9 protein-coding genes and 1 pseudogene are annotated in these 6,247 nt (G+C 74.1%); 5 read left to right on the forward strand and 5 right to left on the reverse strand.

All coding sequences use genetic code 11. The features are described from left to right. The 3 genes from HUW36_RS22990 to HUW36_RS23000 form a co-directional block, all read right to left on the reverse strand. A partial coding sequence (locus tag HUW36_RS22990) for a MerR family transcriptional regulator (protein WP_174530076.1) occupies positions 1 to 514 on the reverse strand: 514 nt, incomplete at its 3' end. Positions 515 to 585: 71 nt separating this feature from the next. Continuing rightward, entirely contained in the window at positions 586 to 1,152 is a 567-nt protein-coding gene (locus tag HUW36_RS22995; RefSeq protein ID WP_174530077.1) for an NUDIX hydrolase, read from the reverse strand. A 32-nt stretch (positions 1,153 to 1,184) separates the two neighbouring features. Beyond that, positions 1,185 to 2,078, reverse strand: a complete 894-nt coding sequence (locus HUW36_RS23000; protein WP_174530078.1) for a LysR family transcriptional regulator — start codon at positions 2,076 to 2,078, stop codon at positions 1,185 to 1,187. Positions 2,079 to 2,195: 117 nt separating this feature from the next. On the opposite strand from HUW36_RS23000, the gene HUW36_RS23005 reads away from it, so the two are divergent. After that, complete coding sequence (locus HUW36_RS23005; protein ID WP_217428857.1) at positions 2,196 to 2,588, forward strand: VOC family protein; 393 nt, start codon at positions 2,196 to 2,198, stop codon at positions 2,586 to 2,588. Between the two features lie 9 nt (positions 2,589 to 2,597). Then, complete coding sequence (locus HUW36_RS23010) at positions 2,598 to 3,095, forward strand: GNAT family N-acetyltransferase (RefSeq protein WP_174530079.1); 498 nt, start codon at positions 2,598 to 2,600, stop codon at positions 3,093 to 3,095. Positions 3,096 to 3,120: 25 nt separating this feature from the next. On the opposite strand, the gene HUW36_RS23015 is transcribed toward HUW36_RS23010, so the two are convergent. Next, a complete protein-coding gene (locus HUW36_RS23015) occupies positions 3,121 to 3,561 on the reverse strand; it encodes a DUF6228 family protein (RefSeq protein ID WP_174530080.1) in 441 nt (146 codons plus the stop codon). Between the two features lie 139 nt (positions 3,562 to 3,700). Continuing rightward, complete coding sequence (gene map, locus HUW36_RS23020) at positions 3,701 to 4,471, reverse strand: type I methionyl aminopeptidase (RefSeq protein ID WP_174530081.1); 771 nt, start codon at positions 4,469 to 4,471, stop codon at positions 3,701 to 3,703. Positions 4,472 to 4,548: 77 nt separating this feature from the next. Between map and HUW36_RS23025 the strand changes: the two genes are divergently transcribed. The 3 genes and pseudogenes from HUW36_RS23025 to HUW36_RS23035 all read left to right on the forward strand — a co-directional run. Beyond that, positions 4,549 to 4,815, forward strand: coding sequence for a helix-turn-helix domain-containing protein (locus HUW36_RS23025; protein ID WP_174530082.1), 267 nt, complete (start codon positions 4,549 to 4,551; stop codon positions 4,813 to 4,815). A gap of 52 nt (positions 4,816 to 4,867) precedes the next feature. Continuing rightward, positions 4,868 to 5,833 carry a phosphotransferase enzyme family protein gene (locus HUW36_RS23030; RefSeq protein WP_174530083.1) on the forward strand — a complete coding sequence of 322 codons (966 nt, stop codon included), beginning with the start codon at positions 4,868 to 4,870 and terminating at the stop codon, positions 5,831 to 5,833. A gap of 177 nt (positions 5,834 to 6,010) precedes the next feature. Continuing rightward, positions 6,011 to 6,247 (forward strand): annotated as a pseudogene (locus tag HUW36_RS23035) (alpha/beta hydrolase); the annotation flags it as partial.

A 6,247-nucleotide genomic window follows, 5' to 3' on the forward strand; every position in this document is an offset into this window, starting at 1 on the left:
GCTCCGGCGAGCGCAGCGCGTCCACCGCGGCGGCGCTCGCGGCGGCCCCGGCCGGACCGCGTACGCCGTCGGCGACCGCGAGCAACGTGTCGTCGGCGTACGCGGTGTCCTCGTTGGAGTCCCGGACCGCGCCGGTCTCGCAGCGCGCGGCGTACCGGAATCGGATGTCGGGCATGGTGGTGCCTGTCTCGGTGAGCTGGTCGACGAGGAGCGCGACGGCCCGGCCGCGGGTGACGGTCTCCGCGCTGACCCGTCGCCACCAGGCGTCCAGCGCCTCTGCGGCGGCGGCCGGCGGCAGGGCGCAGACGGTCGCGATCTCGGCCAGCGGCATGCCGGCCCGGCGCAGCGCGCCGATCAGCCGGGCCCGGTCGAGCTGCTCGGGCGCGTAGTAGCGGTAGCCCGAGTGCGGGTCCACCGCCGCCGGTGGCAACAGGCCGGAGTCGTCGTAGAGCCGCAGCGCCTTGGGCGTCAGTCGGGCCGCGCGGGCGAACGCCCCGATGGTCATCAGTCGCACGGTCGCCCTCCTCCTCGCGCCGGCCCCGGTGGCCGGCGCGGACCACGCTGGGCCCTGTCGCAGGGGACGGGTCAAGCCGCGACGGCCGCCAGCTTGGCCAGCATCCGGCCCAGGTGCGGCTCGACCGTGCCGGCCGGCGCGTCGGTCACGTCGGCCGGCGTCCACCAGCGGATGCCCCGGAACTCGACCGGGTCGGGGGTGAAGCGCTGGTCGCGGTGGGCGGTCAGCGCGTACCAGAGGCTGACGTCGGTGTGCCGCTGCTCCGGCGGCCCGACGGTCTCGGTGACGGTGAGGAACGCCGGCCGCTCCCCGAACGGCGACGCGAAGACGGCGGGCACGCCCAGCTCCTCGCGCAGCTCGCGGCGCACCGTCTCGGTCGGGTGCTCGCCCGGCTCGACGTGGCCCCCGCTGGGCAGCCACATGCCGGCGTTGCGGTGGTCGACAAGCAGCACCGCGCCGTCGGCCGGGTCGCGGAGCAGGAAGTAGGCCACCAGGTGTGGGGACGGGGTCCGTGGCCTGGCGCGGCGGAAGATGTCCTCCGTGCCGGCCAGCCAGGCCAGCGTCGCCTCCCGGTGCCGCGCCTCCAGCTCGTCGCCCGGTGACAGTTCCTCGACCAGGGCTCGGATCTCGTCCCGCATGCCGCCGATGCTGCCAGCCGGGTACGACGGTGTCAGGCCGCCGGGGGCGGGTTGGCGTCGACCGCCGCGCGGACGAACTCGCGTACCCGGGTGGTGGTGTTGCTGGCCAGCCAGACCGGGCCGCGCCGGATCGGCGGCGCGTCGTGGATCGGCACGTAGGCCAGGTCCGGCCGGGCGTGGTAGCGCCGGGTCTGCTCGCCGACCGGCAGGACGCCGCGGCCCAGCGCGACGAGCGCGAGCATCTCGGAGTACGTGCCACCGACCGGCCCCTTCGGTACCGGCCGGCCCGCCGGGGTCCGGTCCGGCGTGCGGTCCTGCTTGAACGCGGCCGACGTGACCGCCGGGTACTGCACCACCGGATAATCGCCGAGCACCTCCAGCGACACCGACTCCGCGCGGGCCAGTGGGTGGTCCGCGGCCACCGCGAGCATCCGCCGCTCGTGCAGCAGCGCCGGGCCGTTCGCCATGCCGTCGAACGGGTACGCGGCGATCAGCACGTCGATCGTGCCGTCCACCAGGCTCGACCGGGTGGTGGCCAGCGGGGCCTCGTGCACGTGGACCGCGCAGTCCGGGTGCCGCTCGGTGAACCGGGCCACGGCGCGGAGCAGCACCGGCGCGGCCGACTCGCCCACGTACGCCACGCGCAGCTCGCCGGTGAGCCCGCGACCGGCGTCGACGGCCCGCTGGACGGCCTCCTCGATGCCGGCCACCAGCGGGCGCATCTCCTCGGCCAGGCGGGCGCCGATCGGGGTGAGCCGGACGACCCGGCTGGTCCGCTCGAACAGCGGCGCGCCGATCCGCCGTTCCAGCCGGCGCACCACGTGACTGATCCGCCCGGTGGTCACGCCGAGCCGCTCGGCGGTGCGCCCGAAGTGCAGCTCGGAGGCCAGGGTCAGGAACGCCTCGATCTCGTACCGCTCCAGCACCCGGCGCTCCCGTCGTTGACTCCCGGTCAACGATGGTAGTGCGATCGGGGCTTGGTCCCGGCCCCGCGTCCGACCAGGCTCGACGGTGTTCCCCAGACACGATCCAGGAGGATTCCGATGACGATGCGGGTGACCGGGTTCGACCACCTGGTGCTCACGGTGAGCGACGTCGAACGCTCCCTCGACTTCTACTGCGGCACGCTCGGGCTGGCCCCGGTGCGGGTCGACAGGTGGCGCGCCGGGGAGGTGTCCTTCCCGTCCGTACGCGTCGACGCCGGCACCATCATCGACCTGGTCCGGGGCGATCCGGGCGGCTCCAACGTGGACCACTTCTGCCTGGTGGTGGAACCGCTCGACTGGCAGCCGGTGGTCGAGTCGGGCGTGTTCACCGTGCTGACCGGGCCGGTGCCGCGCTTCGGCGCCCGGGGCACCGGCACCTCGATCTACGTCCGCGACCCCGACGGCAACACCGTCGAACTGCGCTCCTACCCTCCGGGCGAGGTTGGCTAGCCTGGCGCGATGCCGCAGCTCGAACGCCTCGCCGCCCGCCACGCGTACCTGGTCCACCGGTTCGAGTGGCAGAACCGGGCCTACTTCGCCCGGTTCGTGCCCGACCGGGGCGACGACTACTTCGACGAGTTCGGCGACCGGCTCGCGGCGTTGCTCGTGGAGCAGGACCGGGGCACGTGCCACTTCCACGTGCTGGTGGACGACGACGGCTGGGTGATCGGACGGTTCAACCTGGTGGACGTGGCCGACGGGAGCGCCGAGCTGGGCTACCGGGTGGCCGAACGCGTCAGCGGGCGCGGCGTCGCCCAGGAGGGCGTCCGGCGGGTCTGCGAGCTGGCCCGCGACGGGTACGGCCTCCGCCGCCTGGTCGCCTCGGCGGCGCTGGCGAACCCGGCCTCGCTGGCCGTGCTCCGGCGCACCGGGTTCGTGCCGGACGGCGAGGTGGACCTGGGCGGCCAGCCCGGCCTCCGGCACGTCCGCGACCTGACCCGGGAATCTCCGGTCTGACCGGGGCGGCCGTGCGCCGCTCCGGTCACGCTCCGAGCAGGGTGCCGAGGTCGCGGGCGAACCGGGTGGTCTCCTCGCCCGCCTCCAGCACGAAGACGCACCGGGCCGACCAGCCCGTGTCGTCGGCGTCGTGACCGGGCCGGCGCAGGGTCACGCCCAGCGTGACGTGCCCGCGTCCGTCGTGCCGCGCGTCGAGGGCGAGCTGCCCGCCCAGCGAGCGCCACGTCCTGACCCCCGGCCACCCGGCCCAGCCGGCCGCCAGCTCGTCGAGGAAGGCCGGCAGCGTCGTCACCTGCGGACCCGCCATGGGTACGCCGTCCAGCTCCGCCACGGTCGACGCGGTCAGCCCGTCCTCCCGCAACTCCATCACGGCGGTGTGGACGTAGCCGTCCCCGTACGGGTCCACCGGCGGGTGGACGGTCCACCGGGGGCCGGCACCCCGGCCCAGGACGTACGGCTCCTTCATGACCCTATGATCCACACCAGACCGCCGAGGTGGCGGTATCCAACGGGCCGCGACCCCGCCACCTCCCCGAGCTGGAGTCGATCAACCGGGCGAGTCCGGTGACCCGGGACCCGGTCGAGCCCTACGAAAGCGGATTCCGTCAGGCGGGGCGCCGGGTCAGGACCCGGGGCCCGGCCTCGGTGATCGCGACCGTGTGTTCGGAGTGCGCGGTGCGGGAGCCGTCGGCCGAGCGGATCGTCCAGCCGTCCTCGTCAAACTTGATCTTGTCAGTGGTGCGGCAGAACCAGGGCTCGATGGCGATGGTGAGGCCGGGGTCGAGCCGCAGGCCGCGGCGGGGACGACCGCTGTTGGCCACGTGCGGGGCCTCGTGCATGGTGCGGCCGATCCCGTGGCCGCCGAACTCGCCGTTGACGCCGTACCCGTAGGAGCTGGCGACCTCGCCGATGGCGGCGGAGACGTCACCGAGGCGGCCGCCGGGCCGGGCGGCGGCGATGGCGGCCTCCAGGGCGACCTCGGTGGCCTCGATCAGCGTGAGGTCGGCCGGGTCGGGGGTGCCGACCACGACGGAGAGCGCGGAGTCGGCGACCCAGCCGTCGATGCCGACCGCCATGTCGATGCTGAGCAGATCACCGTCGCGCAGCACGTAGTCGTGCGGGAGACCGTGCAGCACCGCGTCGTTGACCGACAGGCACAGCACGTTACGGAACGGTCCGCGGCCGAACGACGGGGCGTAGTCCCAGTAGCAGGACTCGGCGCCGCGCTCCTTGATCCGCCGCCGGGCGTGGTGTTCGAGGTCCATCAGGTTCACGCCGACGTCGGCGACGGCGCCCAGTTCGGCGAGCAGTTCGCCGACGAACCGGCCGGTCACCGCCATCCGGTCGATCTCCTCGACGGACTTCAGCTCGATCACGACAGCCTCCCTCTTCCGTTGCGGTATTTTTATACCACGCCGGCTCGGTGCCGCCTCCGGAGGGATATCCTGCTCGCATGGTTCGCCAACCGCTCACCGCCGAACAGATCGCCGCAGGTCAGCGCCTCGGCGTCGCCCTCCGTGCCGCGCGGGCCGGGCGCAGCCTGGGCGAGGTGGCGCTGGCGGCCGGCATCTCGCCGGAGACGCTGCGCAAGATCGAGGCGGGTCGTCTCCCCGCGCCCGCGTTCGGCACCGTGGTCTGCCTCAGCCAGGCCCTCGGCGTCCCGCTCGCCGACCTGGCCGACGTCTGGCTCGCCGACATGCGCGTCCGCCAGGCGTCCTGACCGCCGGCGAAATCACGTTGTCGGCCCCGGTGCGGGCTGCGAGGCTCTGCCCGTGATCGACAAGCCGGACGTCGACGAGCGGTCACTGGCCGCCGAGGTGGGTGCCGCCTGGGCGATGGACGTCGCCGACCTCGTGTTCCTGCCGGTCGGGCTGGACGGGCGCGCCTGGGCGTACCGGGTCGACACCGCCCACGGCGAGCGCTACTTCCTCAAACTGCGCCACGGGGCGTTCACCCGGGCGGCCGTGTCGCTGCCGGGCTTCCTCCGCGCGCGCGGCATCCGGCAGGTCGTCGCGCCGATCGACCCGCCCGACGGCGGCACCGGTCGCGCGTTCGGGGACTACCGGCTGCTGCTCTACCCGTTCCACGACGGCGGCAGCCTCTGGAGCCGTGGGCTCACCGACCGCCAGTGGACCGAGTACGGCGAGTTCCTGGGCCGGCTGCACGCCGTCACGCCGAGCGCCGAGGTCGCGGCGGTGCTGCCGGTCGAGACGTACCTGTCGAGCGCGGGCGAGCGGCTGCGGACCCTCGGCGGGCAGGCCGCGGCGAGCCCCGACCTCGCCGGCTTCTGCGACCGGTACGGCGACGCGCTGCACCGGCTGTCGGCGACCGTCGACGACCTCGCCGCCCGGGTCCCCCGGGGTCGACACGTCGTCTGCCACGCCGACATCCACCCCGGCAACCTGATCGCCGACGGCGACGGCCCCCTGCACGTCGTGGACTGGGACGCGCCGATCCTCGCGCCCCGCGAGCGCGACCTGATGTTCGTCCTCAGCCAGGACTTCGGTGACCATCCGATCGACGCGCACCGCGCCGAACTCTTCCGTCGCGGCTACGGCCCGTGGGAGCCCGATCCGACGACGCTGAGCTACTACCGCGGCGAGCGCCACCTCGACGACGTCGCCGCGTTCCTCGGCAGCATCCTCGACTCCGGCGGCAGCCCGGAGTCCCGCGCCAACGACCTGCACTGGCTGACCCGTATCGCCGAGGCCGTCGCCCACCCCGACTACGCGCCCTGACCGGCGCGGAAAACCGTTGGTGGACCGCGGCGACCACTGCTAGCTTCCGGGAGGCCGTGCTGGGAACGAGGAGGTGGTACCCGTGAACGTATCGACGTGGGTGCTCCCCTCCGGGGTCACGGTCGGGCGGTAGGTCGTCCGGGAGCGCCGTTCAGCGCACTCCCGAAAGGCACCACCGTGCGATTCATCTCCGAACGACACCTCGACGACGGCGTACGCGAGCGCGAGTTCACCCTCGACGAGGTCCCTGGCCTCCTGTGGACCCCGCCATCGACATCCGGGCCGACGCCGCTGATCCTGCTCGGCCACCCCGGCGACCTGCGCCGGATGTACCCGCGCCTGGCGGCCCGGGCCCGGCACGCCGCGGCGGCGGGCTACGCCTCGGCCACCCTCGAGCTGCCCGGCGCCGGCGAC

The sequence above is a fragment of the Micromonospora maritima genome, from assembly GCF_902825405.1.
Taxonomy (GTDB): Bacteria; Actinomycetota; Actinomycetes; order Mycobacteriales; family Micromonosporaceae; genus Micromonospora; species Micromonospora maritima.

Coding starts and splice junctions, on each gene's coding strand:
- HUW36_RS23015 (WP_174530080.1), bottom strand. CDS start 3,561: ATGAAGGAGCCGTACGTCCTGGGCCGGGGTGCCGGCCCCCGGTGGACC.
- HUW36_RS23005 (WP_217428857.1), top strand. CDS start 2,196: ATGACGATGCGGGTGACCGGGTTCGACCACCTGGTGCTCACGGTGAGC.
- HUW36_RS23010 (WP_174530079.1), top strand. CDS start 2,598: ATGCCGCAGCTCGAACGCCTCGCCGCCCGCCACGCGTACCTGGTCCAC.
- HUW36_RS22995 (WP_174530077.1), bottom strand. CDS start 1,152: ATGCGGGACGAGATCCGAGCCCTGGTCGAGGAACTGTCACCGGGCGAC.
- HUW36_RS23025 (WP_174530082.1), top strand. CDS start 4,549: ATGGTTCGCCAACCGCTCACCGCCGAACAGATCGCCGCAGGTCAGCGC.